This window comes from Thermobifida alba, from assembly GCF_023208015.1.
GTDB lineage: Bacteria > Actinomycetota > Actinomycetes > Streptosporangiales > Streptosporangiaceae > Thermobifida > Thermobifida alba.
In genome coordinates, this window is the sequence record NZ_CP051627.1 from 2,958,044 (window position 1) to 2,981,740 (window position 23,697).

At 72.1% G+C, this 23,697-nt stretch carries 23 protein-coding genes; 12 read left to right on the top strand and 11 right to left on the bottom strand.

What is annotated here, in order from left to right:
• Positions 1 to 11: 11 nt before the first annotated feature.
• From FOF52_RS13025 to FOF52_RS13040, 4 genes are all read right to left on the bottom strand, one after another.
• Entirely contained in the window at positions 12 to 653 is a 642-nt protein-coding gene (locus FOF52_RS13025) for a DUF5941 domain-containing protein (RefSeq protein ID WP_248590235.1), read from the bottom strand.
• Positions 654 to 662: 9 nt separating this feature from the next.
• The gene (locus FOF52_RS13030) at positions 663 to 1,526 is read right to left on the bottom strand and encodes a hypothetical protein (RefSeq protein WP_248590236.1); all 864 of its coding nucleotides are present in this window, start codon (positions 1,524 to 1,526) and stop codon (positions 663 to 665) included.
• Between the two features lie 96 nt (positions 1,527 to 1,622).
• Positions 1,623 to 2,414: an ABC transporter ATP-binding protein gene (locus FOF52_RS13035; protein ID WP_248590237.1), complete on the bottom strand. Its 792-nt coding sequence runs from the start codon at positions 2,412 to 2,414 to the stop codon at positions 1,623 to 1,625.
• Positions 2,414 to 3,244 carry an ABC transporter permease gene (locus tag FOF52_RS13040; RefSeq protein WP_248590238.1) on the bottom strand — a complete coding sequence of 277 codons (831 nt, stop codon included), beginning with the start codon at positions 3,242 to 3,244 and terminating at the stop codon, positions 2,414 to 2,416. The genes FOF52_RS13035 and FOF52_RS13040 overlap by 1 nt, the downstream gene beginning before the upstream one ends.
• Positions 3,245 to 3,677: 433 nt before the next feature.
• Between FOF52_RS13040 and FOF52_RS13045 the strand changes: the two genes are divergently transcribed.
• Positions 3,678 to 4,427, top strand: coding sequence for an IspD/TarI family cytidylyltransferase (locus FOF52_RS13045; protein WP_248590239.1), 750 nt, complete (start codon positions 3,678 to 3,680; stop codon positions 4,425 to 4,427).
• Positions 4,427 to 5,203, top strand: coding sequence for a glycerophosphodiester phosphodiesterase (locus FOF52_RS13050; RefSeq protein ID WP_248590240.1), 777 nt, complete (start codon positions 4,427 to 4,429; stop codon positions 5,201 to 5,203). Before FOF52_RS13045 ends, FOF52_RS13050 begins: the two co-directional genes overlap by 1 nt.
• A gap of 24 nt (positions 5,204 to 5,227) precedes the next feature.
• Here FOF52_RS13050 and FOF52_RS13055 read toward each other — a convergent pair whose 3' ends face one another.
• Entirely contained in the window at positions 5,228 to 6,238 is a 1,011-nt protein-coding gene (locus FOF52_RS13055) for a glycosyltransferase family 2 protein (RefSeq protein WP_248590241.1), read from the bottom strand.
• Between the two features lie 264 nt (positions 6,239 to 6,502).
• Between FOF52_RS13055 and FOF52_RS13060 the strand changes: the two genes are divergently transcribed.
• The 5 genes from FOF52_RS13060 to FOF52_RS13080 all read left to right on the top strand — a co-directional run bounded on the left by FOF52_RS13060 (position 6,503) and on the right by FOF52_RS13080 (position 11,559).
• Positions 6,503 to 8,038 carry an LCP family protein gene (locus FOF52_RS13060; RefSeq protein WP_248590242.1) on the top strand — a complete coding sequence of 512 codons (1,536 nt, stop codon included), beginning with the start codon at positions 6,503 to 6,505 and terminating at the stop codon, positions 8,036 to 8,038.
• Positions 8,039 to 8,164: 126 nt separating this feature from the next.
• Complete coding sequence (locus FOF52_RS13065) at positions 8,165 to 8,788, top strand: hypothetical protein (RefSeq protein ID WP_248590243.1); 624 nt, start codon at positions 8,165 to 8,167, stop codon at positions 8,786 to 8,788.
• Between the two features lie 215 nt (positions 8,789 to 9,003).
• A complete protein-coding gene (locus FOF52_RS13070; RefSeq protein ID WP_248590244.1) occupies positions 9,004 to 10,335 on the top strand; it encodes a UDP-glucose dehydrogenase family protein in 1,332 nt (443 codons plus the stop codon).
• Between the two features lie 37 nt (positions 10,336 to 10,372).
• Positions 10,373 to 10,789 carry a CoA-binding protein gene (locus FOF52_RS13075; protein WP_248590245.1) on the top strand — a complete coding sequence of 139 codons (417 nt, stop codon included), beginning with the start codon at positions 10,373 to 10,375 and terminating at the stop codon, positions 10,787 to 10,789.
• Between the two features lie 338 nt (positions 10,790 to 11,127).
• Positions 11,128 to 11,559 (top strand): Uma2 family endonuclease, encoded by a 432-nt coding sequence (locus FOF52_RS13080; protein WP_248590246.1) that lies wholly within the window; start codon positions 11,128 to 11,130, stop codon positions 11,557 to 11,559.
• Between the two features lie 51 nt (positions 11,560 to 11,610).
• Here the strand turns inward: FOF52_RS13080 and purE are convergent, their stop codons facing one another.
• Together purE and FOF52_RS13090 are read right to left on the bottom strand one after the other, a co-directional pair.
• Complete coding sequence (purE, locus tag FOF52_RS13085; protein ID WP_248590247.1) at positions 11,611 to 12,144, bottom strand: 5-(carboxyamino)imidazole ribonucleotide mutase; 534 nt, start codon at positions 12,142 to 12,144, stop codon at positions 11,611 to 11,613.
• The gene (locus FOF52_RS13090; protein ID WP_282573459.1) at positions 12,141 to 13,298 is read right to left on the bottom strand and encodes a 5-(carboxyamino)imidazole ribonucleotide synthase; all 1,158 of its coding nucleotides are present in this window, start codon (positions 13,296 to 13,298) and stop codon (positions 12,141 to 12,143) included. Before FOF52_RS13090 ends, purE begins: the two co-directional genes overlap by 4 nt.
• A gap of 103 nt (positions 13,299 to 13,401) precedes the next feature.
• On the opposite strand from FOF52_RS13090, the gene FOF52_RS13095 reads away from it, so the two are divergent.
• From FOF52_RS13095 to FOF52_RS13105, 3 genes are all read left to right on the top strand, one after another.
• Positions 13,402 to 13,866 carry a GtrA family protein gene (locus tag FOF52_RS13095; protein ID WP_248590248.1) on the top strand — a complete coding sequence of 155 codons (465 nt, stop codon included), beginning with the start codon at positions 13,402 to 13,404 and terminating at the stop codon, positions 13,864 to 13,866.
• A gap of 249 nt (positions 13,867 to 14,115) precedes the next feature.
• Positions 14,116 to 14,784, top strand: coding sequence for a response regulator transcription factor (locus FOF52_RS13100; protein WP_068758702.1), 669 nt, complete (start codon positions 14,116 to 14,118; stop codon positions 14,782 to 14,784).
• Between the two features lie 26 nt (positions 14,785 to 14,810).
• Complete coding sequence (locus FOF52_RS13105; RefSeq protein WP_248590249.1) at positions 14,811 to 16,094, top strand: sensor histidine kinase; 1,284 nt, start codon at positions 14,811 to 14,813, stop codon at positions 16,092 to 16,094.
• A gap of 16 nt (positions 16,095 to 16,110) precedes the next feature.
• Here the strand turns inward: FOF52_RS13105 and FOF52_RS13110 are convergent, their stop codons facing one another.
• From FOF52_RS13110 to FOF52_RS13125, 4 genes are all read right to left on the bottom strand, one after another.
• Positions 16,111 to 16,740: an MBL fold metallo-hydrolase gene (locus FOF52_RS13110; protein ID WP_248590250.1), complete on the bottom strand. Its 630-nt coding sequence runs from the start codon at positions 16,738 to 16,740 to the stop codon at positions 16,111 to 16,113.
• Positions 16,741 to 16,837: 97 nt separating this feature from the next.
• Entirely contained in the window at positions 16,838 to 17,848 is a 1,011-nt protein-coding gene (locus tag FOF52_RS13115) for an adenylate/guanylate cyclase domain-containing protein (protein WP_248590251.1), read from the bottom strand.
• A gap of 179 nt (positions 17,849 to 18,027) precedes the next feature.
• Complete coding sequence (locus tag FOF52_RS13120) at positions 18,028 to 18,867, bottom strand: biotin--[acetyl-CoA-carboxylase] ligase (protein WP_248590252.1); 840 nt, start codon at positions 18,865 to 18,867, stop codon at positions 18,028 to 18,030.
• 89 nt (positions 18,868 to 18,956) lie between these two features.
• Entirely contained in the window at positions 18,957 to 21,557 is a 2,601-nt protein-coding gene (locus FOF52_RS13125) for a phosphoenolpyruvate carboxylase (protein WP_282574071.1), read from the bottom strand.
• Positions 21,558 to 21,807: 250 nt separating this feature from the next.
• On the opposite strand from FOF52_RS13125, the gene FOF52_RS13130 reads away from it, so the two are divergent.
• Both FOF52_RS13130 and FOF52_RS13135 read left to right on the top strand, forming a co-directional pair.
• On the top strand, positions 21,808 to 23,412 hold the full coding sequence (locus FOF52_RS13130) for an acyl-CoA carboxylase subunit beta (RefSeq protein WP_248590253.1): 1,605 nt from the start codon (positions 21,808 to 21,810) through the stop codon (positions 23,410 to 23,412).
• Positions 23,412 to 23,657 carry an acyl-CoA carboxylase subunit epsilon gene (locus FOF52_RS13135; protein WP_248590254.1) on the top strand — a complete coding sequence of 82 codons (246 nt, stop codon included), beginning with the start codon at positions 23,412 to 23,414 and terminating at the stop codon, positions 23,655 to 23,657. The genes FOF52_RS13130 and FOF52_RS13135 overlap by 1 nt, the downstream gene beginning before the upstream one ends.
• Positions 23,658 to 23,697: the final 40 nt, after the last annotated feature.

Below are 23,697 nucleotides of genomic sequence, written 5' to 3' on the forward strand. Positions count from 1 at the left end.
GCCTCCCTCCCTCAACTGTCGGAGGCTGCGACGCCTCCTCGTGTGTCACGCGGTCCGTGGTTCGCCACCGTGGTCACCGGCGCCGCGAGCCAGCTCGTGGCGGTCTCCCACACGAGCAGGACCGTCAGATAGCCCAGCAGCAGACCGTAGGTGAAGGGGAACCATCCCATCGCCCCTCCGGCCGCGATCAGGAGCATCCGACCGTCCCAGCCCAGCATGGCCCGCCTGGCCCACCCGGACGGGGGGACACCGTGGCGTGCCCGGCGTACGGCGGAACCGTGGTGGAGGACGACCAGCGCGACGAGCGCGAACACCAGAGGACCCGGTACGCCTGAACCGTAGCCGAGGGCGAACAGGTACAGGTATTCGGCTCCGTGCAGCAGCGGTGGAACGATCCAGTCGAACCGTCCGTCGTGCGGATGCGCGGAGGCCACCCCTGACAGCAGGAGCGCCGCCGCCGGTGCGAACAGGGTAACCCCGGTCAGATCCCCGAAACCGGTGAGCAGCAGGACGCCCATCACCAGGATTCCGGCGAAGGCGGGCAGGACCGGCGGGAGCGCCCCCTGGACGAGGGTGCCGATCCCCGTGCTCAGGTGACCGTCATCGCGAAGAAAACGCAGGTCAACGTGGTGGGACTGCGAAGCGGAGTTCATCTGCGGCCCTCACTGGGGATCACGGTGGGGGGTCATCGTCGCGGTGGCCACCGCGACGGCGGAGCCGAGGATCAGCGCCGGGAAGGCCGCTGATGCACCCCAAATCGTTACCGAGACGGCGATCACGAGGAAGCGTTCGGAGGGCCCGAAGGCCGCCAGGGCGCCGAGGAGCTCCCCCACGCCTCCGGAAGGTGCGGGGGCGGTCGGCTTCCCGACGGCTTCGGGGGGTACGGCGCCGTCGTGGGCGAGGGGGCGTGCCCCGCCCTCCCGCCGCGGCAGGGCGGTCCGTCCGCGGACCGGGTCGTTCCGCTCGGCACCGTCGTCGCGGCGGCGGGCAGCACCCAGCAGTTCGGCGGTGAACTCCGGGTCGGCCGGCTCCCGGCTGTCGCGGCTGGGGTCCACCGCCTCGATCGGGGAGGTCCTCGGCCCGCCGCGCCGCGGGGGGACCGGGCTGCGGGACGCGCGGGCCGCCGTCACCGACTCGCGTACCGCGTACGCGACGAGCGCCCCGGCTGCCCACATCCAGGCGTCGGTGCGGCCCGCCAGGCCCGCGCCGACCGCCAGGGCCGCGTAGAGCACGAACTCGCGCAGGTGGACCAGGACCGCGACCGTCCAGGCGGTGAGCGTGTCGCTGCTCTGCTCCCCCAGGCGGTCGCCGACCGCGTCGCAGCAGAGCACCAGCGCCAGCGCGAGCGCCCCGGCCAGGCCGCCCACCGGGGACGGGTCGGTGAACCACACGGCTGCCACGACGGTGAGGACGACCCCCGCCCGGGCCAGGGCCGCCGGGGTGGTCCCCCGGCGCGCGGCCCAGCGCACGACGGGTCCGGCCAGCGGCCGCAGCCCGCGGGCGGTGAGTACTCCGGTCTCCGTCACTCGCCGCGCCCTTCCCACACGTGTTCGTGGTGTAACCGTTACCCATGCGGGGACCGCTTGGCAAGCGGCCACACGGACCGTGTGCCCCGGGGCGGCTCAGGCGGCCTTGTCGCCGCCCTTCTTCTTGCGCTTGGCGATCTCGGCCTTGGTGTCGGCGTTGTAGGCGTCCAACGCGGCCTTGATGTCGGTGTCCAGCGCCAGCTCGCCGTTCCTGATGTAGAGGCCGCGGTCGCAGAAGCGCTTCAGGTCGCCCTCGTTGTGCGAGACCAGGACCATGGTGCGCTGGTTCTGCAGCATCCGCTCGATGGCGTCGTAGCACTTGTTGCGGAAGGACTTGTCGCCCACCGCGAGCACCTCGTCCACGAGCATGATGGGGTGCTCCAGCTGGGAGATCAGCGCGAAGCCGAGCCGCACCTTCATACCGCTGGAGTAGTGGCGCACCGGGGTGTCGATGAACCGCGACTCGATCTCGGCGAAGTCGATGATCTCGTCGAACCGCTCCTGCAGCATCTGCGGGCTCATGCCGTGCAGGGAGCCCACGAGGTGCACGTTCTCCCGGCCGGTGAGCTGGTCGTTGAAACCCGCGCGCAGCTCCAGCAGCGGGGCGACCCGGCCGCGGACGGTGACGGTGCCCTCGTCGGGGATGAGCACTCCGGCGATCAGCTTGAGCAGGGTCGACTTCCCGGTGCCGTTCTTGCCGACGATGCCGACGCACTCGCCCCTGGTCACCTCGAAGGAGACGTTGCGCAGCGCCCAGAAGTCGGCGGCGCCGCGGTTGGGGTCGCGCTTGGTCCCGTGGATGAACATCTCCCGCAGGCTGCGCTTGCGTCGGCGGTTCGTCGCGAACTTGATGCCGAGCCCCTTGGCCTCGATGACCGGCTCCGCCATTACAACTCCTTAAGAACGGCGCTTTCGAGTCGTCGGAACGTGACATACCCGACCAGCAGCACCAGGAGGGCCCCCCCGACCGCAGCGCACAGGACGGACGCGGGAGGCGCCTCGGTGCTGTACCACACCGCGTGGTGCATCTGGAAGATACCGGCCAGCGGGTTGTGCGCGTAGAGCGTCTTGAACCAGTCGGGAAGCGCCTCGACCTCCATGACACGGAACATCGGGTAGATGATGGGCGTCCCGTAGAACAGCACCCGGTTCAGAATACGGACGATCCGCTCCACGTCGCGCAGCAGCACGTTGATGGAGGACAGCAGCAGCGTCACCCCCAGCGACAGGACGAACTGCACCAGGATCGCCGGGATGATCCAGAAGAAGTTCCAGCCGGTCTCCCCCTGCAGGGTGATCACGAACAGCAGCAGGACCGGCCAGGTGAGCAGGTACTCCACGAACTTGGTCTGCACGATGGCGATCGGGAAGATCTCCCGGGGCACCTTCATCGTGGTGATCAGTTTGGAGTGGGTGATGAGCGCCTTGGGGGCGTCGCTCAGCGCCGCGCTGAACCACATCCACGGCAGCAGACCCGAGAGCAGGAACAGGGCGTAGCCCCCGGGCGCGTCGGGACCGCCCGGGGCCTCCCGCGCCCCGCCGGTCGCCGCGAACACCACGCCGAAGACGAAGTAGTAGACGCAGGCCATCGCCAGCGGCTCCAACATCGACCAGGCGTAGCCGAGGATCGAGTTCTGGTATTTGACCTTGAGATCACGGCGGACCAGGTGTCCGACGACTTTCCGGTTCCGCCAGACGGCCAGCGTCCTCGACGCCACCGCCACCTCCTCGGGATGCAGTCGTATGGGAACGATCGCGCGACGCGTATCGCCGTGGGACCAGGGGTTTGCCTGTGGCGCCCGGAGCGGCCGGCGAAGCCGTCGGTACACCGCGGCGGCGTCCGGGCCGCCGTCACAGGACGTCTCGCGTGTGACAGCGGCAGGGATGCTCGGGGGGTTGGCGACGCCGCTCGGGAGCCGGCCGGGACACGTCCGCCGCGCCTCCGGGAGAACACCGGGACCAGACCCATATTCGCACGATCGGCGGCCCCGCGATTCCAGGCGTCCTAAGGTTACCGGTCGGACAGACCGATTGTCCCGTTCGAGAGGGATTGTTCCTTCGTCTCCGGACAGTCCCGGGGACTCCCGACGCCGTTGGGCTAGCCTCTCCTCTGTTCCACCGCTGTGTCCCGTCGCACCCGGGAGAGGGGTCATGTCGATCGATCAGCCCGTCCGCGGCCGACCGCACGTGACGGCCGCCGTGCTCGCCGGCGGCGTGGGGTCCCGCATGGGCGGCCCGCGTCCCAAGCAGCTCCTGCGGCTGGCCGGACGAACGGTCCTGGAACGCTCGATCGCGGCGTTCTGCGCCGCACCCGAGGTGGACGAGGTCGTCGTGGTCATGGTCGCCGACCACGTCGCCGAGGCCGAGAAGATCGTCGCCGAGGGCGGACACGGCAAGGTGTCCCGGATCGTCCCCGGCGGGGCGAGCCGCTCCGAGAGCTCCCGCGCGGCCCTGCGGGCGGTCCGGGACCGCGCGGACGACGACCTGCTGCTGCTGCACGACGCCGCGCGCCCCCTGGTGAGCGGCCGCACCATCGCCGCCTGCGTGGCCGAGCTCGCCGAGGCCGGAGCGGTCGGCGTGGCCGTGCCGTCCAGCGACACGGTGGTGCGGGTCGCCACCGACGCGCACGGGCACGAGGTGATCGACTCGGTCCCCGACCGCTCCGGGCTGCGCCGGATGCAGACACCGCAGGGCTTCCGGCTCGGGGTGGTCCGCCGCGCCTACGAGCGGGCGTTCGCCGACCCCGCCTTCGTGGCCACCGACGACTGCGGCGTGGTGCTGCGCTACCTGCCGGAGGAACCGGTCCGCATCGTCCCCGGCGAGGAGAGCAACATCAAGGTGACCCATCCCGGTGACCTCGCGGTGGCCGAGACCCTGCTGCGCGCCGCGGAGGAGCGGTGATGTTCGTCCCGACCGAGGTGATCGGACACCGGGGGCTCGGCCGCGGCACGGTCGACGGCCTGCTGGAGAACACCCCCGAGTCGTTCGCCGCGGCCGCGGCGGCCGGAGCCTCCTGGGTGGAGGTCGACGTCCGGCGCAGCGCCGACGACGTGCTGCTGGCGTACCACAACGCGGCTCTGCCCGACGGGCGCCTCGTCGTGGACCTGCCCGCCGCGGAGTGCCGGGCCGCCGGGGTGGCCACCCTGGACGAGGTGCTCGACGCCGTTCCCGCGCACGTCGGTCTGGACGTGGACGTCAAGACGGTGCTGGAGGACGCCGTGGACGCGCCCGCGCGGCGCACCGTGGCGCTGCTGGCGCCGTACCTGCGGCGGCAGGTGCGGTTCCGGCGGCTCTTCGTGTGCTCCTTCGACCCCTCGGTGGTGCTGGCCGTGCGCGAGCAGGCGCCCGGCGTGGCCACCGCGTGGATGCCGTTCGTCCGCAATCCGGTGGACCAGGCGGTGGCGGGCGCGGCCGGCCTGGGCTGTGAACTGGTCGCGATCGACGCCCGCTCCTTCGGCCTGGCCGGTGAGCCGGAGCGTCCCGGCCGCCGTTCGCCGGAGGAGACGGTCGAGGCGGCGCACCGGGCCGGCCTGCGGGTGGTGTCGTGGTGCCCCGGCCCGGCGGACTCGGTCCGCCTCGCCGCGGCCGGGATGGACGCCGTCGTCGTCGACGACGTCCCGGGCACCGTGCGGGCCCTCGCCGCCGCGGCGCCGGCCTCCGCCCGGCCCGCGGGGTGACCGGGGCCGGCGGGCGCCTCCGCGTCAGCCCGTCTGGGCGTCCTGTCGCTGTGCCCGGGCGGTGCGGGAGTCGGCGCCCAGACTCGGCGGGCTGGTGATGAAGCCCGCTCCCCACGCCATGTGCATGGTGGCCAGCGCCACGGGGATGGCGAAGCGGGACGCCGCGGGCAGTCCGGAGCCGAGCGGGACCGAGGCGACCAGGATCGCGGCCAGGTAGCCGCCCGGCACCAGCCAGGCGGGCCAGAAGAAGAACCCGCCGACCAGTCCCAGGACGATCCCGGTCAACGCGACCGGGGGCGCCAGGTAGCGCAGGTTGAGGGTGCCCCGGTGCTGCCGGGCCACCACCCGGCGCCACCGCCCGTAGTGGAAGTACTGCTTGGCCAGCGCCCGGACGTTGGGCCGGGGCCGGTAGGAGACCCGCATGCGGGGCTGGAACCACACGGTGCCGCCGGTCATGCGGATGCGGTGGTTCATCTCCCAGTCCTGGGCGCGCAGGAACGCCTCGTCGTAGCCCTGGACCCGGTCCAGCGCGGAGCGCCGGAACACGCCCAGGTAGACGGTGTCGGCCGGGCCGCTCTGGCCGCCGGTGTGGAACCGCGCGTTGCCCACGCCGATCTTCGACGTCATCGCGGCGGCCACCGCCTTCTCCCACGGGGTCTCCCCCTCGGCGGCCATGATGCCGCCCACGTTGTCGGCGCCGGTCTCCTCCAGCGTCTCCACGGCGATGCGCAGGTAGTCGGCGGGCATCATGGCGTGGCCGTCGATGCGCGCGACGATGTCGTGCGAGGACGCGGCGATCGCCGCGTTGAGCCCCGAGGGGGTGCGGCCCGACGGGTTGGGCACCACCTTGACCCGCGGGTCGGACGCGGCGAGTTCGTCCGCGACCTCCTGGGTCCGGTCGTGGGACGGCCCCACGGCGAGCACGACCTCCAGCTCGCCTGGATAGTCCTGGCTCAGGACGTGGCGCACGGCGGAGGCGAGGTGGCGTTCCTCGTTCAGGACGGGCATGACAACCGAAACGGCAGGCCAGCTCACGGGCATATCCACAAGAATTTCACGCGATCCGGGAAGAAATCTGGGTATCTGGGTGCGGGAATCCGCTGTCGCAACGGTACTGCACCGCGGGAGTGGCCGGGAGGAACCGACCGGTCACCCGCTCGCGGACGCGGTGGACGGCCCGGCAACACGCCGTGACCGGATTTTCCCGATCCGGCCCGGTGTTCCTGCCAGTCTTGAGGGGTCGGCGGCACGGGCCGCTTCCACGGGAGCGGTGGGCCGGATGGTTCGGGAGGACGACCGGTGAACGAGGACGGCAGCGACACGCCCCGCCCCTCGGGCGAGGTTCCGGAGTTCCGGCGCATCCGCTCGGAACCGCTTCCGCCGCAGCGGGAGTCCCCGCCGCGACGGCGCACTCCCGACGGCCGGGAGCCCGCGTGGCTGCCCAGCGCGGCGGCCCGGCGGCGCCGCGCCGCGCTGCTGCTGTCGGGCTTCCTCTCCATGCTGGTCCTGCTGGCCTCGGGGACCGCGTGGTCGGTGACCGGGTGGCTGTCCGGCCAGTTGCAGCGCTACGACGTGTTCGCGGGCCTGCTGGAGGGCGACCGGCCCGCCGCCGGCCCGCACGGCGCGCTGAACTTCCTGGTCATCGGCTCCGACGACCGCAGCGGTGTGGCCCCCGAACAGCGTTCCGAGCTCGGCGTGGGCCACGTGGAGGGGCGGCGCTCGGACACCATCATGCTGGTCCACCTGGACCACGACCGGGACCACATCACCGTGGTGGGCATCCCCCGGGACTCCTGGGTGCACATCCCCGGCCACGGACCGCACAAGATCAACGCCGCCTACTCCCTGGGCGGTCCGGGCCTGGTCGTGCAGACGGTGGAGTCGGCCACGGGCGTGCGCGTCGACCACTACGTGGAGGTCGACTTCACCGGCTTCGTCGAGGTGGTGGACGCGCTCGGCGGGATCACCGTGTGCCTTCCCGAGGCCATCCACGACGACAAGGCCCACCTGTTCCTGGAGGCGGGCACCCACCGGGTCGACGGCGTCCAGGCACTGGCCTTCGCCCGCACCCGCAAGAGCGCCCACGGCGACCTGGACCGCATCGACCGGCAGCAGCAGGTGCTGGCCGCGCTGCTGGAGCGGGCGCTCGACTCGCGGACCCTGAGCGATCCGGCCCGGTTCACCCGGTTCCTGGAGACCATGCTCGGTTCGGTCACGGTCGACGAGTCGCTGGACACCGCCGCCCTCAACCAGCTCGGCGCGCAACTGCGCTCCATCGGTCTGGACGACGTGACGTTCACCCAGGTTCCGGTGGACCGGATCGACTTCTGGACGCCGACCGGCGAGGTCGCGGTCACCTGGCACGATCAGCACGCCGTGGAGCTGTTCGAGGCGATCGCGGGGGACCGGCCGATCCCCTCCGGGGCTCCCCCGGCCGAGGCGGACTTCCCCGCCCCCGAGGAGGTGACGGTGGAGGTCTACAACGGCACCGGGATCCCCGGGCTGGGGGCGCGGCTGCGCTCGGAACTGCTGGAGTCGGGTTTCCGGGTTCCCGCGACGGCCGGGAACTGGACGCGTCAGGACCTCGCCGAGACACTGGTCCGCTACTCGCCCGACCGCCAGGACGCGGCGCACCTGCTGCTGGAGAGCATCCCGAACTCGCGGCCGGAGGAGGACGCGACGCTGGGCGGCCGCGTCCAGGTCGTCGCGGGGGCGGGCCACACGGGTGTGGCCGTCCCCGCGTCCGCGGCCTCCCCGGCCCACCAGCAGCCCGTGGACGTGGGCGGCCGGGACACGGTGCACACCCGCACCGCGGCGGACAACGTCTGCCGGTGACGGCCGTCGCGGGACGGTGCGGAAACGGAAAGCGGGCACCGTCCGTTGTCCCGGTGGACCGGAAGGTGTTAGCTCCCCCGCTTCCGGTGGTATTGGGAGGGGACACCGGTACAGAGGAGGGCCTTCGTGTTGCGCCACTCACTCGGTCTGCTGGCCGGGCTCGTCTTGACCCCGCTGCTGTGGGTCGGCGCGGCGTGGTCGGCCGGCCGGATCGCCGAGCACGTCCACTCCCAGGCGTCCGGCGTCCCGCTGCCGGCCGCCTGTGCGGCCCTGATCGGGGTCGGCCTGGTCGGCGGCGTCCTGGCCGCGACCCGCGTCTCCCCGCTGGCCGCGTTCGTCTCCGGCGGGGCGCTGCTGGGCGTTCCCCTGTGGGCGCTGCTGGACCCCGCCTCGATGGCCGCGGTCGTTCCGGCCTGGCTGGCCGGAGCCGACTCGTTCTGGCGTCCGCTGGGTCCGGGGCTGCCGCTCTTCCTCGCCGTGGGCACGCTGCTGTTCATCTCCGCGCTCGTCCCGTCCCGGTGGCGCTCGCCCCGCCGTGACCGGGCCGGGGAGGCGTACCCGCCGGTCGAGGCCGTCCCCTCCCCCGCCCGGGAGCGCGTCCCCGAACCGGCCGCTCCGCCCGTCGCAACCGGCCCGGTCGACGATTCCGCCACCAGGACGACCATGCCGTTCCGCCGCGGGGAGGACGGCGTCCACCCGCTCGGCGGGGAGGACGACGGCCGCACCCGGGTCTTCGGCGACGGCCGTTGACCCACGGCCCGCCCCGGGACCGCTGTCCGACATCTGACGATCCGGTGTGTTGTACGGGGGTTCGACGGGATCTCAGCCGACTACGGTGATGTGGTCAACCGCTGCTGCCACAGGATGGGAAGGAACGCCGCGGCGTCCACGGCCGGACGGCCCTGTGGCTGTGGCTCGGCCCGCGGATAGCATTCCTAGGCCGGTCGTGAGGAAGGACTGATCCATTGGCGGAGAAACAGCGCCTCAGAATCGCGGTGCTCGGTACCGGGTACCTCGGAGCGACCCACGCCGCCTGCATGGCGGAACTGGGGTTCGAGGTCCTCGGGCTCGACACCGACAAGAGCAAGATCGACTCTCTCTCCTCCGGACGGGTCCCCTTCTACGAGCCGGGCCTGGAGGAGGTCCTCACCCGCAACCTCGCCGCCGGCCGGCTGCGCTTCACCACCGACTACGCCGAGGCCGCCGCCTTCGCCGACGTGCACTTCATCTGCGTGGGCACCCCGCAGCAGGCCACGTCCAACGCCGCCGACCTGCGGTACGTGGACGCCGCGGTGGAGTCGTTGGCGCCGCTGCTGACCCGGCCCGCGGTCGTCATCGGCAAGTCCACCGTGCCGGTGGGCACCGCCGCCCGCATCGCCGCCCAGTTCCACGCCCTCTCCCCGGCGGGCGAGGCCGTGGAGGTCGGCTGGAGCCCGGAGTTCCTGCGGGAGAGCCACGGCGTGGAGGACACGCTCAACCCGAACCGGATCGTGGTGGGCACCGACTCGCCCCGGGTGGAGCAGGTGATGCGGGAGATCTCCGCCAGCCAGATCGAGCGGGGCATCCCCTTCCTCGTCACCGACCTGCAGACCGCCGAACTGGTCAAGGTCTCCGCCAACGCCTTCCTCGCCACCAAGATCTCCTTCATCAACGCGATGGCCGAGGTGTGCGAGGCCGTGGGCGCGGACGTGATCCAGCTGGCCGAGGCGCTCTCCCACGACGACCGGATCGGCGGCAAGTTCCTCGGCCCCGGCCTGGGTTTCGGGGGCGGCTGCCTGCCCAAGGACATCCGCGCGTTCATGGCGCGGGCCGACGAGCTGGGCGTGGAGCCCGCACTGTCGTTCCTGCGCGAGGTGGACGCCATCAACCAGCGCCGCCGGGCGCGCACCATAGACATCGCGCGCGGCCTCATCGGCGGCAGTTTCGCCGGACGCACCGTCGGCGTGCTGGGGGCGGCCTTCAAGCCCAACTCCGACGACATCCGCGACTCCCCGGCCCTGGACGTGGCGGCCACCATCGGCTCGCTGGGGGCGCGGGTCACCGTCTACGACCCCGAGGCGCTGGAGAACGCCAAACGCGCCTACCCGCAGCTGAACTTCGCGCACACCATGGTGGAGGCGGTGCGCGACGCCGAGGTGGTGCTGCTGCTCACCGAGTGGGCGGAGTTCCGCGACGCCGACCCCGACGAACTGGGCAAGGTGGTGGCCGAGAAGCGGATCGTGGACGGCCGCAACGCGCTGGACCCCGACCACTGGCGCTCCCGCGGCTGGACCTACCGGGCGCTGGGAAGGCCCTGAGACGGACCGGTTCTCACGCACGAGGGGGCGAAACGGCATGGCACGGCTCAACGATCCCGAGGCGATCCGCCGGCTGCTGGCGGAGTCCGAGGTGTGGGCGGTGGTCGGGTTGGGCGACAACCCGCAGCGGCCCGCCCACGGGGTGGCGCGCTTCCTCCAGGAGCGCGGCAAGCGGATCGTGCCGGTGCACCCCCGTGCGGCGACGGTGCACGGCGAACGGGGCTACGCGTCGCTCGCCGACATCCCCTTCGACGTGGACGTGGTGGACGTGTTCCGCCGCGCCGACGCGGCGGGCGCGGTGGCCGACGAGGCACTGCGGCGCCCCGAGGTCAAGGGGGTGTGGTTCCAGTTGGGCGTGGTGGACGCCGCCGCGGCCGAACGGGTGCTGGCGGCGGGCCGCGTCATGGTGATGGACCGCTGCCCGGCGATCGAGTGGCCGCGGCTGCTGGGATGATCCCGGGCATCCGGGGGAACCCGAATGCCCGCCGTTTCCCTCGAAACACCACGTTCCGCCTGGCCTCGGGGGCGGAACCGCTTTTGGGGCCGAGTGCGGCCGCATGGCCTGTATCCCGAGACCGCGCGGCCGTCACCTCCGGACCGCAGGAGGCGGCGTCGCGATGGGAGCCGCCGCCTTGGAGCATCCGATGGCCGAAACTCACGTCGACGCTCGGTGGGCGTACCTGCTGCGCGCCCGGCAGGAGGTCGACATGCCCGAGGGATGGCGGGCGGAAATACGTGGGGAAGGCATCGTCGCGACCCCCGCCGTCTGCTGCGCACGGAACGACCGCGTTCGTGATCCAGCGGCCGATCGACCGGAGAATCCCCGACGGCTGGGAGATCCGCCAGGGGACGGGAGTGGCCATCGTCTCGCCGGCCCGGCGACGGGCGCCCGACCTGTTGGTCGTGCCCTCGGAGGCGGTTCCCGAAGAGCGGGAGGTCCCGATTCCCTCCGAGGAGGTGCTGCTGGCTGTGGAGGTCGTCTCCCGGGACAGCGCCACCGACGACCGCGTCACCAGGCGCGAGGAGTGCGCCGGGGGCCGGATCCCGCTGTACCTCCTGGTCGACGGGTACGACCCGCGCGGGGCCGGCGTCACCCTGTTCGCCACTCCCAAGGGCGGGGACCACGCCGACAGCCACCGGGTGGACTGGGGCGAACCCGTCGCGCTGCCCGAACCGTTCGGCTTCGATCTGGAGACCGCCGGTTTCCGGGTGCCGCGCGACTGACCCCGGCGCCGGGGCGCCCGTCCGCACGACGCCCCCGTCCCGGTCCGCGGGTCAGCGGGCTCCGAAACCGAACGACGAGCCCTCCGCGAGCTTGCGGCGCAGCCGCTCCCCCTTGGCCTGGGCCTGCTGCTTCAGGTCGGCCTGGAAGTCGGCCATCTTCGCGCGCAGTCCGTCGTCGTGGACGGCGAGCATGCGCACCGCCAGCAGCCCCGCGTTGCGGGCCGCGCCCACCGCGACCGTGGCCACCGGGACTCCCGCCGGCATCTGCACGATGGACAGCAGCGAGTCGAGCCCGTCGAGGTACTTCAACGGCACCGGGACCCCGATGACCGGCAGCGGGGTGACCGAGGCGAGCATGCCCGGCAGGTGTGCCGCGCCGCCCGCGCCGGCGATGACGACCTTCAGGCCCCGTTCGGCCGCCTGCGCGCCGTAGGCGATCATCTCGTGCGGCATCCGGTGCGCCGAGACCACGTCGGCCTCGTAGGAGACGCCGAACTCGTCCAGCGCCTCCGCCGCCTCCTGCATGAACGGCCAGTCGGAGTCGCTTCCCATCACGATGCCGACGGTGGGCGGGGTCTGGCTCACTGCGGGTCTCCCTTGAGGTAAGCTGCGGCGCTTCTGGCTCGTTCCAACAGGTCAGCGGGGTCGTCTCCGACCACGGTGACGTGTCCGATCTTGCGGCCGGGACGGACTTCCTTGCCGTAGAAGTGCACCTTCAGCTCGGGGTCCCTGGCCATGACATGAATGTAGCGGCTGAACACGTCGGGATCGTGCCCGCCGAGCAGGTTGGCCATCACCGTGTGGGGGGCCACGGTCCGCGGCGACCCCAGCGGCAGGTCCAGCACCGCGCGCAGGTGCTGCTCGAACTGCGAGGTGCACGCGCCGTCGATGGTCCAGTGGCCGGAGTTGTGCGGCCGCATCGCCAACTCGTTGACCACGACACCGGTGTCGGTCTCGAACAGCTCCACGGCGAGCAGGCCCACCACGTCCAGGGCGGTGGCCAGGTCGATCGCGAGCTCCTGGGCGGCCACGGCCCGCTCCTCGGACAGGCCGGGCGCGGGGGCGATGACCTCGTGGCAGATCCCGTCGCGCTGCACCGTCTCCACCACCGGGTAGGCCGCGACCTGCCCGTAGGGGGAGCGGGCGACCTGCACCGCCAGTTCCCGGTGGAACGCGACCTTCTCCTCGACCAGCAGCGGCACCCCCTCCCGCGCGGCGCGCTCCACCACGGCCTCGGCCTCGGCCGCGTCGCCGACCACCCACACGCCCTTGCCGTCGTAGCCGCCGCGGGCCGCCTTGAGCACGACCGGCCAGCCGGTCCGGGCGGCGAAGTCGGTGACGTGCCCGAGTTCGGCGACCTCGCGCCAGCGCGGGCAGGGGGCGCCCAGTTCGGTCAGCCGCCTGCGCATCACCAGCTTGTCCTGGGCGTGGCGCAGCGCGTCCGGGCCGGGCCGCAGCACCGCCCCGGCCTCCTCAAGTTCGCGCAGGACCGGCTGGGGCACGTGTTCGTGGTCGAAGGTCAGCACGTCGCTGCCCTTGGCGAAGGCGAGCAGGTCGGCGCGGCCCCGGTCGTCGCCGAGGTGCACGTCGCCGACGACGCGCGCCGCGCTGTCGGCGGGGGTGGCCGCCAGCACCCGGAAGTCCACGCCCAGCGCGATCCCCGCCTGGTGGGTCATCCGGGCGAGCTGGCCGCCGCCGACCATTCCGACCACGGGGACGGTCCGGTTAGTCTCGCTCACGGTTGCCTCACCTCTCGGCTCACGACGTTGGGGTGTGGCCCCGCGGACGGCGCGGGAACCCGAAGAAGTCTATTGGCCCTCCTGGTCCGGATCGGAACGGCTCGTGCAGTTGATCTCGACGTTGTACCGGCGCTTCGCCCACCTCATCCACGAGCTGGCCAAGTTCGGGACGGTGGGCGCGGTGGCCTACGTGACGCAGGTGGCGGCGACCAACCTGTTCTGGTACGGCCTGGGCCTGCCGGAGCTGGCCGGGCAGGCGCTGGGCACGGTCTGCGCCACCGTGGTGGCCTTCCTCGGCAACCGGTTCTGGACGTTCCGGCACCGCTCCCACGGCCGGCTGCTGCTGTCGTACGCGCTGTTCTTCGGGTTGAACGGGGTGGGCCTGCTGATCCAGCTCGCCTGCCTGTGGTTCACCGTCACGGTGCTGGGCCTGGACGGTCCGCTGGCGCGCAACCTCGCGGGCAACGTGGTCGGGGTGGGCCTGGGCACGCTGTTCCGGTTCTGGAGCTACCGCAGGTGGGTGTTCCGCGCGCCCCGGCAGGCCGCCTCCGAGGCGGAGCGGGGCTGACCCGGCGCCCCCGCTCTCTCCGTAAAAAGGTCTTTACTTACTTTCAGCAACACCAGTCACAAAAAGAACTATTTGCTCAGCAGGACTTCCACCCGCCTCCACCGCCCCCCGGAGACCCTCCCCGCAGACAGGGCGTTATGCGAGGTAGGAGAGGTATGTCAGGAAAAGGGCTTGCGTATTTTTGGGCAACCACTGGTCCATCGGCGCGCGTAATCCGAAAATCTCGGCGAGAGTCTTACGATCAGTGCTATGACCTGCGTTTTGCTGGCCGAAGACGATGCTTCGATCTCTGAACCGCTGGCCCGCGCGCTCCGCCGGGAAGGGTACTCGGTCGACGTCACCGTCGACGGCATGGAGACACTCGACCGCGCCCGCACCGGCGACATCGACCTGCTGGTCCTGGACCTGGGACTGCCCGAGATGGACGGCCTCGAAGTGGCCAGGCGGCTGCGTTCGGAGGGTCACGGAACTCCCATCCTGATCCTCACCGCCCGCGCCGACGAGGTCGACACCGTCGTGGGACTGGACGCGGGGGCCGACGACTACGTCACCAAGCCCTTCCGGCTGGCCGAACTCCTGGCCCGGGTCCGGGCGCTGCTGCGCCGCGGCGGCGGCGAGGTCCCCGTCGTCCACGGAGTCCGTATCGACAACGACTCGCGCCGCGCCTGGCTGGGCGACCGGGAGCTGCAACTCACCACCAAGGAGTTCGACCTGCTGCGGGTCCTCGTCCGCGACGCGGGCAAGGTGGTCACCCGGGAGCAGATCATGCGGGAGGTGTGGGACACCAACTGGTGGGGGTCGACCAAGACACTGGACATGCACATCTCCTGGCTGCGCCGCAAACTCGGAGACGACGCCAACCAGCCCTCCTACATCACCACCGTGCGGGGGGTCGGCTTCCGGTTCGAGAAGGACTGATGCACCTGCGGCGTTGACGAGGCACTATGCGCAGGAGAATGCTGTTCTCCACCCTCGTGGTGGCCATCATCGCGGTCCTGCTGCTGGGACTGCCCCTGGGGGCCCTCACCTACCAGCAGGTGAACAACGCGAACGTCGCCCAACTGCAGCGCGAGGCCGAGATCATCGGCACCGAGGTGGACACGCAGCTGCTGCGCGAGGGCCGGGTCGACACCGCCTACTTCGCCAAGGTCTATCCCCAGCGGTACATCGAGATCACTCCCGGCGGCTCGTCCACCGTGGTCACCGGCGGCTGGGAGTACGACCCGCGCGACCCGGACGCGCCCGCGGCGCTCAGCGCGACGGCGGTCTCCGCCAGCGGCGCCTCGATCGTCGTGTGGCGCGACACCCGGGCCGTGCGGGAGGAGATCATCAGCGCCTGGCTGGGCATCGCCTCACTGTCCCTGCTGGCCATCGGCGTGGCGGTCGGGCTGGCCATCCTGCAGGCCAGACGGCTCACTCTGCCCCTGGTCGACCTCGCCGCGACGGCCGAGCGGCTCGGGTCGGGGGTGATCAGCCCGTGGGGGCACCGCTACGGCATTCCCGAGGCCGACGCCGTGGCCGAGGTGCTGGACCGCAGCGCCGAGCGCATCGCCAGCCTGATCTCCACCGAGCGGCACTTCGCCACCGACGCGTCCCACCAGTTGCGCACCCCGCTGACCGCGCTGTCGATGCGCCTGGAGGAGATCATCGCCGAGGCGGACAAGCCCGACGTGGTGCGGGAGGAGGGCGAGGCCGCGCTCGCCCAGACCGAACGGCTCGTGGACATCGTGGAGAGCCTGCTGGGGCGGGCGCGCCGCACCCAGAACCCCAAGCTGGAACCGGTCGCCATCGACGACGTGATCGAACAGTTCATGGAGGAGTGGCGGCCGGTCTTCACCCAGGCCGGGCGGAAGATCCAACTGGTCGGCCAGCCGGGCCTGACCGCCATGACGGTGCCCACCGACCTGGCCCAGATCCTGGCGACCCTGGTGGAGAACGCCTTCAAGCACGGCGCCGGCACGGTGACCGTCCGCCGCGTGGAGACCGGCCAGTCGGTGCGCGTGGAGGTCAGCGACGAGGGCGAGGGCATCCCCGAGGAACTCGCCCCGCGCATCTTCGAACGCGAGGTGACCAGCGGCAACGGCACCGGACTGGGGTTGGCCCTGGCGCGGCACATCGCCGAGTCCGAGGGGGCCCGGGTGGAGTTCGTCCACTCCAGACCGACCACCTTCGCCCTCTTCCTGCCGCCGGGCCGGGCCGGCTCGCCGCGGACCACCGGACCGGCCTGAGCGGCTGCCGCCGGGGTCAGCCCGGAGGCGCCGCCCGGGCGGCGATCGTGGTGGTCCCGCCGTGGCCGGGCCGGACCGTGGTCTCGGGCGGCAGGGTGAACAGGTGCTCGCCGATCGACGCGCGCAGCGCCGCCGGGTCGGCGTGCGCGTCCCCGTTGCCGTGGACGCCGCGCGCGAGCAGGGTGTCGCCGGTGAACACCGTCGCCAGGGCGGGCGCGTACAGGCAGACCGAGCCCGGTGTGTGTCCGGGCGTGTGCCGCACCTGGAGTTCGACCCCTCCGACCTGGAGGACTTCACCGTGCAGCAGGGGCGCGTCGGGTTCCCGGTGGGGATGGTGCAGGTTCCACAGCCGCCCGTCGGCCGGGTGCAGCAGGATCGGCGCGTCGGCGAGGTCGGCCAGGGTCTCCGCCGCGTTGACGTGGCTCTCGTGCGCGTGGGTGCACACGATCGCCATCAGCTCGCGGTCGCCCAGACCGCGGGAGATGGCGGTGGCGTCGTGGGCCGGGTCGACCACGATCGCGCCGCGGTCGTCCCCGACGATCCACACGTTGGCGCCGACCTCCTGCTCCTGCCCGTCGAGGAGGAGCAGGCCCGAGGTGACAACCCTGCTGACCGTGACGGGGGCCGTACCGGTGCTGTCGGTCATGGGGCGGACCACCGCTTTCCGTCTTTTCGCGGCACCGCGCGCACGCGGTTTCTCCCCAGGGGTCTTCCCGTCCCGCGGGGGAGTTAACGCGGCGCGTTCACCCGCGCGGCGCCACGCCCGCGCCGAAGCTGCGGCGCAGCGCGTAGGGCTGGAGCTGGCCGAGGCCGTGGGCGTGGCGGGCCCGCACCGCCACCACCTGGAAGTCCTCCTCGTCCTTGAGCTGGGCCGCCAGGGCGTCGTCGATGAGGACGGTGCCCGGACGGGCGAAGGAGGTCAGGCGGCTGGCCCGGTTGACGGTGGTGCCGAACACGTCGCCGAGCAGTGCCAGCACCGGCCCGTAGGCCACGCCGACCCGCACGTCGGGCACCTCGACGTGGGTCTTGACCCCGGCCGCGAGCTGCAGGGCGATGTCGGCGGCCTGCCGCGCGTCGTCGGCGACGTAGAGGATCTCGTCGCCCAGTGTCTTGACGATCCGGCCGCCGCCGGAGGCCACGATGTCGGCCGAGGTCGCCTCGAACCCCTCCACCACGTCGGCCAGGCCCACCTCGTCCAGTTCTCGGCTGAGCGTGGTGAAGGAGACCAGGTCCGCGAAGCCGACGACGAGCGGGAAGTAGTGGGGGGAGGCGTCCTCGCTCTGCTGCTCCTGGACCGCCAGGCTGCGTGAGACCGCCGCCGCCAACTGGCGCCGCCACACGTGCAGCAGCAGCGTCTCCATGTCGGGCAGCAGCTCCTTGGCCAGTCCCACCAGCGGCCCCAGGTGCTCGTCGGTGTCGACCTCGGGCTTGTAGGACAGGGTGGTGAAGATGCTGGTCTGCCACTCGGCGAGGCGGATCATGGTCTGGCCCATGGCCCGGGCGAGCCGGACCGCGGCCTCCTCGGTGAGGGTGCCCTCGCGGATCAGCCGGGCGGTGACCCGCATGGCCTCGACGTCGCTGTCGGTGTAGGCGGGGGCGTCGTCGCCGCGGGTGGCGAACCCCAGGGCCCGCCAGACCCTGGCGACGATCTCGGGCGAGGTCCCCGTGAGACGCACCACCTCATCACGGGTATACCGCGCCTCGCCTCCCATCAGGACGGCTTCGGTCTCCTTGGGATCAGGACGAGACGACATGGGTTCTCTCGTATTCGAGGTCGGGGCGGTGGGGGTGGCGCCCGCCGGGCACGGGTCGGTCGGCACCCCTCCGCAGTGGTGAGGCGCGCGTGACTGTCGGTTTAGCCCCTCGGGGGCGCCCCCGTCAAGAAACATCCGTCCGGAGCGCTGGGGGCCGGTCCGGTCGGAGCAGGGGGAACTCACGGGGCGGCGGGCCGGACGTGGACGACGTCGCCCGCGCTGAGGGCGTGCTCCCGGCCGTCCTCGGCGCGCACCCGCAACTGCCCGCCCGCGTCGATCCCGGTGGCCGTGCCCTCCAGCAGGCCGTCCTCGGGCAGGTGCACCCGCACCCGCTGGCCGAGGGTGGCGCAGCAGGACCGGTACTCCTCGGCCAGTCCACTGCGTTCGGCGTCGCCGTCGTGCTCGACCCAGCGGGTGTAGTGCTCGGCGAAGGCGCGCAGGACCGCGCGCAGCAGGGGGTCGCGGTCGGTGCACGCGGCGCCGGACAGGGCGAGCGAGGTGGCGGTGTCCACCGGGAGCTCCTCCCGGGACTGCGAGACATTGAGTCCGATGCCGATGACCACCGCGGGCCCCGCGGGGCCGAAGGCGGCCTCGGAGAGGATCCCGGCGAGTTTGCGGCCGCCCACGAGGACGTCGTTGGGCCACTTGAGCTCCGCTCGGACCGCGGCGATCCGCCGCACACCGTGCACCGCCGCCACCCCCATGAGCAGCGGCAGCCACCCGTAGCCGTGGGGCGGCACGGTGGGGCGCAGCAGCACCGAGAAGGTCAGCGCCGCCCGCGCCGGCGTCGAGAAGGACCGGCCCAGCCGTCCGCGTCCGGCGGTCTGGTGCTCGGTGACCAGCACCGTTCCCCCGGGGGCGCCGTCGTTCGCCCGCGCGACCAGCTCGGTGTTGGTGGACCCCAGCGACGGCACGACGTCGACGCCGGTCCACAGCGCCCCGGGGCGCACCAGCGCCCGTTGCAGCGCCCGCTGGTCCAGGGGCGGCCTGCTCAGGTCCGAGTAGAGCGAGGAAGGCATGGCACCATTCAACAACGCTCCGGCCCTCCCCGCGCCCCGGGGAGGGCCCCACCCCCGCCGGAGCGGGGGTGGTCGCACGGCCGCGGGGGTCAGCCGGTGTTCTGCAGGCCGGCGGCCACGCCGTTGACCGACAGCAGCAGCAGCCGCTCCAGGTGGTCGCGGTCCTCCTCGGAGAGGCGGGCCGACTCACCGGTGCGCAGCGCCTCCAGGGCGCGCAGCTGCAGGTGCGACAGCGCGTCGACGTACGGGTTGCGCAGGTCCACCGCCCGGGAGAGCACCCGGCGGTTCTCCAGCAGGCGGGTGTGCCGGGTGACCTTGAGGACCAGTTCCCGGGTGCGGTCGTACTCGGCGAGCACCTGCTCGGTGAGTTCCGGGCGCCCGCCCAGGGCCAGGTAGCGTTCGGCGATCACCCGGTCGGTCTTGGCCAGGCTCATCTCGGCGTTGTCCAGCAGCGAGGCGAACAGCGGCCACTCCCGGTAGGCGGTGTGCAGTGTGTCGGGGTCGGCGACCGCGGCCAGGCCGCTGCCCAGCCCGTACCAGCCGGGCAGGTTGACGCGGGTCTGGGTCCAGGCGAACACCCAGGGGATCGCGCGCAGGTCGTCCAGCCCCCGGGCGGCCGAACGGCGGGCCGGGCGCGAGCCCAGCCGCAGTTCGCCCAGTTCCTCCAGCGGGCTGACCCGGGAGAACCACTCGGCGAAGCCCTCAGTGTCGACCAGGGCCCGGTAGGCGGCGTGCGCGGCCTCGGCGATCCGGTCGGCCAGCCCGCGGAACCGGGCGGCCGCCTCGGTGGCCCTGTGCTGCACGCTCTCGGTGGAGGCCATCAGCACCGCGTGGCCGACCTGCTCGATGTGCCGGTGGGCGATCGCCTGCTGGCCGTAGCGGGCGAAGATGACCTCGCCCTGCTCGGTGACCTTGAACCGGCCGTCCACCGATCCCGGGGCCTGGGCGAGCACGGCCCGGTTGGCGGGGCCGCCGCCGCGGCCCAGCGCGCCGCCGCGGCCGTGGAACAGGGTGAGCTTGATGTCGTGGGCGCGGGCCCACTCGGCCAGCCGGGCCTGGGCGTCGTAGAGCCGCAGGGTGGCGCTGACCGGGCCGACGTCCTTGGCGGAGTCGCTGTAGCCGAGCATGACCTCCAGGCGGCGGCCGGTCTGCTCCAGGCGGCGCTGGACGGCGGGCAGTTCGAGCATGCCGTCCAGGACGTGCGGGGAGGCGTCCAGGTCGGCTCCGGTCTCGAACAGCGGGATCACGTCGAGGACGGGCGCCCTGCCCGCGGGCAGGGCGTGCTCGGCGAGTTCGTGGACGGCGGCGATGTCGTCGGCGGACTGGGTGAAGCTGACGATGTAGCGGCGGCACGCCTCGACCCCGAACCGCTCCTGGATCCAGGCGACGACCCGCAGGGTGGCCAGGACCTCCTCGGTGCGTTCGGAGAGCGCGCCGCCCGCGCGCACCTCCGCGAGCGCGGCCGCGTGCACGGCGCTGTGCTGGCGGATCTCCAGTTCGGCCAGGTGGAAGCCGAAGGTCTCGGCCTGCCAGATGAGGTTCTGGAGTTCGCCGTAGGCCTGGCGGACCGCGCCCGCGGCGGCCAGCGACTCCTGGACCGTGCGCAGGTCGGCGAGGAACTCCTCGGGTCCCCGGTAGCCGAGGTCGGCGTCGCGGCGCCGGGTGGCGCGCAGCCGTTCGGCGGCCAGCAGCAGCAGTTGGCGGTGGGGTTCGTTGGGCGAGCGCTTGACGATCTCCTGCATCAGGCGCGGGTGGGCCGCCTGGGCATTGGTCAGGGCGGCGCGCAGGTCGGCGCTGGGCGGGGTGAGTCCGGTGTACTCGGTGTGGGTGCGGCCGATGCGCTCGCAGGCGTTCTCCAGGGCGCGCAGCACGTGCTCGGACTGGATGGCGATGGCCTCGCGGGTCACCTCGTGGGTGACGAAGGGGTTGCCGTCGCGGTCGCCGCCGATCCAGCTGCCGTAGCGGACGAACGGCTTGGCCGGGGAGGGGCGCCGTCCGCTGCCCTCGGGGTCGAGGGCCCGGTCGAGGCTGCGGTAGACCTCGGGGACGACCCGGAAGATGGTCTCGTCGAAGGCGGCCATGGCGGTGCGCACCTCGTCGAGCGGGTCCATCTTCGTGTAGCGGAGCTGTGAGGTTCGCCATAGCAGGTCGATCTGCTCCAGCAGCCTGCGGCGCGCCTCGGCCTCGGCCCCGCTGCCCCGGTGGGCCGCGCGCAGCTGTTCGAGCTGGACGCTGATGCGCTGGATGGCGGTGGAGACGGCGCGGCGGCGCGCTTCGGTGGGGTGGGCGGTCAGGACCGGGTGGAACTCCATTCCCGCGACGAGTTCCCGCAGCCGTTCCTCGCCCGCGTCCTCGCGGATGGAGCGCACCGCGGCGGCCAGCGACTCGCGCTGCGGGTTGGCGGCGTCGTCGCGTTCCCGCAGGGAACGGATGCGGTGGTGCTCCTCGGCCAGGTTGACCAGGTGGAAGTAGACGGTGAAGGCGCGCGCCACCTGTTTGGCGCGCTCCAGTGGCCACGAGGCGACGAGCTCGGTGATCTCCTTGCCCTCGACCGTCCCCTCGCGGGCTCCGATGACGGCTCGGCGGAGCCGTTCCACGTCGTCGAGCAGGTCTCGGCCGCCGCTCTCGGCGAGCACGGTACCGAGCATCTCGCCGAGCAGGCGGACGTCGCCGCGAAGCTGGTCGGGCATCTCCTGGCGGGCGCTGTCGCGTGTCATGGCACAGACGATACCCAGATTGGTCTACTCCACTTGAAAGAAGGGGTATCCCTTCGGTTGCCCAGCGTGGGCGACTCGAACGCCAAACATGAGAACTGTTATCATCAAAATCGTCCACTGTGGACAGAACGTGCCTGGTCAGTGACCCGACCGCGGTTTTTACCGTCGGGTAACCCATCTCCGCCCGTCTGAACGAGAACCCGTACTAATACTCTGAGGCCTTATGGCGACCCAAGCCCCTGAACCGCTGCCCGCGGAACAGATCGACATCCGCACCACCGCGGGCAAACTCGCGGACCTGCAGCGCCGCCGCTACGAGGCGGTCCACGCGGGATCCGAACGAGCCGTAGAGAAACAGCACGCCAAGGGCAAGATGACCGCTCGCGAGCGCATCGACGCCCTCCTCGACCCGGGCTCCTTCGTGGAGTTCGACGCCTTCGCGCGCCACCGGTCCACCAACTTCGGCTTGGAGAAGAACCGCCCCTACAGCGACGGCGTCGTGACCGGCTACGGCACCATCGACGGCCGCCCCGTCGCGGTGTTCAGCCAGGACGTCACCGTCTTCGGCGGCTCTCTCGGCGAGGTCTACGGCGAGAAGATCGTCAAGGTCCTCGACCACGCCCTCAAGACCGGCTGCCCGGTGATCGGCATCAACGAGGGCGGCGGCGCCCGCATCCAGGAGGGCGTGGTGGCGCTGGGCCTCTACGCCGAGATCTTCAAGCGCAACACCCACGCCTCCGGCGTCATCCCGCAGATCTCGCTGGTCATGGGAGCGGCGGCGGGCGGCCACGTCTACTCGCCCGCGCTCACCGACTTCATCGTGATGGTCGACCAGACCTCCCAGATGTTCATCACCGGCCCCGACGTCATCAAGACGGTCACCGGCGAGGACGTCACCATGGAGGAACTGGGCGGCGCGCGCACCCACAACACCAAGTCGGGTGTGGCCCACTACATGGCCGCGGACGAGAACGACGCCCTGGAGTACGTCCGGACACTGCTGTCCTACCTGCCCTCCAACAACCTGGAGGACCCCCCGGTCGAGCCGACCCCGGTGGACCTGGAGGTCACCGAGAGCGACCTGGAGCTGGACACCTTCATCCCGGACTCGGCGAACCAGCCCTACGACATGCACCAGGTCATCGAGCACATCGTCGACGACGGCGAGTTCCTGGAGGTCCACGAGCTGTTCGCGCCGAACATCATCGTGGGCTACGGGCGGGTGGAGGGCCACCCGGTGGGCATCGTCGCCAACCAGCCGATGAACTTCGCGGGCTGCCTGGACATCGACGCCTCCGAGAAGGCCGCGCGGTTCGTCCGCACCTGCGACGCCTTCAACGTCCCCGTGCTCACCCTGGTGGACGTCCCCGGCTTCCTGCCCGGAACCGACCAGGAGTTCAACGGCATCATCCGGCGCGGCGCTAAACTGCTCTACGCCTACGCCGAGGCGACCGTCCCGCTGGTGACCGTTATCACCCGCAAGGCGTTCGGCGGCGCCTACGACGTCATGGGCTCCAAGCACCTGGGCGCCGACATCAACCTGGCCTGGCCGACCGCGCAGATCGCGGTGATGGGAGCCCAGGGCGCGGTCAACATCCTGCACCGGCGCACCCTGGCCGCCGCCGAGGACGTCGAGGCCACCCGCGCACAGCTCATCACCGAGTACGAGGACACGCTGCTCAACCCGTACAGCGCCGCCGAGCGCGGCTACGTCGACGGCGTCATCATGCCCTCGGAGACCCGCACCTCCGTCATCAAGGCGCTGCGCGCGCTGCGCGGCAAGCGCAAGCAGCTCCCGCCCAAGAAGCACGGGAATATCCCACTCTGATGGCCAGCGACCGAACCCACCCCGGCCCCGCCCCCTTCCTGCAGGTCGTGCGGGGCGAACTCAGCCACGAGGAGATCGCGGCGCTCGTCGCGGTCCTGACGGCCCGCGCGCGGGCCGTCCAGGCCGCGCGCGCCCGGGCCGCGGCCCCCGCCGCCCCTTCGGGCTGGCGCGACCGCGCCCGGCTGCTGGGAGTCCCGCCGCGCCCGGGACCGCACTCCTGGCGCCGCAGTTTCCACCCGGGATGATCCGCCCGGCCCCGGGTCCGCCTCCCGAGCCGCAGCGGGC